Raw genomic sequence first — 2,578 nt, forward strand, 5'->3', positions numbered from 1 at the left:
CAATTCCCTAAAATCCGGAACAGGGAACAAGCAGGGAAAATTTTCATTTTCTCACGAAAAAATCTTGCATTAATGAATAAGCAATAGCTACAAAATATTCCGCGACAATACGGTGTCGGTAGGGTTTGCTATCCTATAAAAGCAACAAAAATTTTTATAGGAGGGGTTTATGGAATACATATTAACATTACTGGTTGCTGTTTTGAGTGGACTTATTGGCATGCGTAAATGGCCTAAATGGGGTAATTATTCTTGGAGTGTCTTAGGAATTGTTGTGGCCTACCAGGTTATTTGCGCCCCTTACCGCATTTTTAGGGTTCTCTATGATTTAGGGCATTTGTTTTAGATAGTTTTCAAGTTGTTTATGCAAAGCTTGTGCTAGTTCATCGGGGCTGATGACCTCAATGTGGGGTAGCCAGCGCTGTATTTGCGGGAGTACCTGCATAAAATTAGCTGTTTTGCACGAAATGAGCAAAGAACCATTTTTGAGTTCTTTTTCAATTTTTTGGTAGGGGAAAAATTCTACCTCTTTAAAATAGCCGGTAATAGAAGGAGCAATTTTTAGTTTAATTTCTACATTTTGCTCCGTGTCAAACCAAATGTTGGGCGATTTCGCCAGTTTGTCATCAATAGCAACAGGTGCAAAAGTTTGAGCATGGGTACGTACTTGATCAATACGCCCAAGCGAGAATTTCATAAAAGTGTTCCAGCTATTTAGTGCAATTAAGTACCAAAATCCGTCAAATAGGGCTATTTTCAAGGGGCGCAGTTCACGGCTCCAGGCCCGTTTGGTTTGGGATTTATAATAAACATCTATATATTGGTGTTTTAAAATGGCCTGTTCTAATTTTTCCAAAATGTTGGGAGAAATGCTGTGCCACATGCGCGGCATTTTAATAAAGTAGATATCTTGCGGATTGGGGCGCACAAATTGTTCGGTCAGCCGTTTAAAACTGGCGTGCCAATTGGGGCCCAAAGATTCGGCTAACTGCCCGGTAAGGGCAAGGAGTGCTTTATCCCGCGCGGAAAGCGGCATTTTACGTAGCGAAAATCCTTCCGCAAAGCCGTACCGCCCTGCACTAATCTCTGCCAATGGAAACCCGGCGCGTTCTATTTCGTGCAGATCGCGCTGCAAAGTGCGGGCGGAAAAGCCGAGTTCTTTGGCCTCTTGCGTGAGTGTGATGCGGCCTTTATCTAACTTGTTAAGTAGATACAAAATACGGGTGAATTTATGTAGCGTGGCGGCCTTAATCATAATGTTATTATATTCTATTTCCTTTTCTGTGCCAATAATGTTACAATTTGCGTAAGGGATTTATCCCTTGTAAATTTGTGATTTATTTTAGGAAGCTTGGCTAAGGGCTAAGCAGAGCTGGCGGACTTGTCCGTCGGCACTTTGGAATCCTCAAAATAATCGTTCTTGTCTGTCCCGTTGAGGGGTGGACGGGCGGCGGTTATATGGGTTATTCCAAAGGCTCACGTAACGCGCCGCCTTTTTATTTGTCCGTTGAATATAGGATAGCAAAGTAGCGCGACAAGTGAGTTGTCGCACAGATTTGATAGGATGGAAATATATTTTGAAGTAAAAGGGGAAAACATGCAAGAATATAGTCAAGAAAAACTCAATGAGGCTGTAGAGGAACAAGTCAACGAATTCCAAAAAAATAATAAGAAACCGTCTGTTTTACTGATGGGGCAAACGGGAACTGGAAAAACTACCGCTGCGACGGAATACATCTTTGGAACTGCCGAAGTGGGAGATGGTGCAAAACCATGCACGATAGGTATTAAATGGTACGATGGTAAAAACATCAATATTTATGATAGTGAAGGGTATGAAATCGGGAAACAGGAACATTACCGGGAGCTTGTTATGGATGGTTTCTTGAAAGATCCGTCTACCCAGGGGCCGGATGGAATCCAAGTTGTGTGGTATTTTGTTTCCGGTGCAGGTAAAAAAATTACGGATTACGATATTTCTCTTATCAAAGAGATTCAAGAAATGAACAAGTATCAAATTGCACTTGTCATCAGTAAAATTGATGAAATGAGCGAGGAACAACTGGAAGAGTTGAAGAGAATTGCAGGCATAGAGTTGCCGAAAGTTCCTGTCTTCCAAATCAGTATGGCCCCTGCTATTAAAGATAATCCAGAAGTTACCGACTGGAATAGATTAACCGAGTGGACTTGGAGCGTACTGGGGGAAGTGTTTCAAAGCAGGTTTGTTTGGGCGCTTAGGGGTGCTCTTGAAATCAAGAAGCAACAGATTAACAAATGGATTTTAGCAGCTGCTACTTCAGCGGCGGGCATAGGTGCTGCCCCTATCCCGTTTGCGGATGCGCCTGTTTTAGCTGGCTTACAGGGTGTGTTGATTTTTAAAATTTTAAGAACATATAATGTACAGGTAGCTACGGGCACAGTAACTGGCTTGATTTCATCCTTGGGTGTATCACAGGCAGGACGTTGGTTGTGTGGTCAATTGCTTAAATTCGTTCCTGTCTTGGGGAATATTGCCAACGCGACAGTTGCAGCGGCAATTACGTATGCATTAGGAAAAGCCGTAGATACTTTATGCCAA

3 protein-coding genes are annotated in these 2,578 nt (G+C 42.4%); 2 read left to right on the forward strand and 1 reads right to left on the reverse strand.

The window, feature by feature from the left end; translation table 11 throughout:
• Positions 1-169: 169 nt before the first annotated feature.
• Positions 170-346 (forward strand): hypothetical protein, encoded by a 177-nt coding sequence (locus IKL48_03075; protein MBR3603656.1) that lies wholly within the window; start codon positions 170-172, stop codon positions 344-346.
• Here IKL48_03075 and IKL48_03080 read toward each other — a convergent pair.
• A complete protein-coding gene (locus IKL48_03080) occupies positions 329-1,255 on the reverse strand; it encodes a WYL domain-containing transcriptional regulator (GenBank protein ID MBR3603657.1) in 927 nt (308 codons plus the stop codon). The two genes, IKL48_03075 and IKL48_03080, sit on opposite strands and share 18 nt — an antisense overlap.
• A 309-nt stretch (positions 1,256-1,564) precedes the next feature.
• Between IKL48_03080 and IKL48_03085 the strand changes: the two genes are divergently transcribed.
• Positions 1,565-2,578, forward strand: a 1,014-nt coding sequence (locus tag IKL48_03085) for a hypothetical protein (GenBank protein ID MBR3603658.1), incomplete at its 3' end; no start/stop codon positions are given.

Source organism: Elusimicrobiaceae bacterium (genome assembly GCA_017520185.1).
In the GTDB taxonomy this organism is placed as follows: Bacteria; Elusimicrobiota; Elusimicrobia; order Elusimicrobiales; family Elusimicrobiaceae; genus Avelusimicrobium.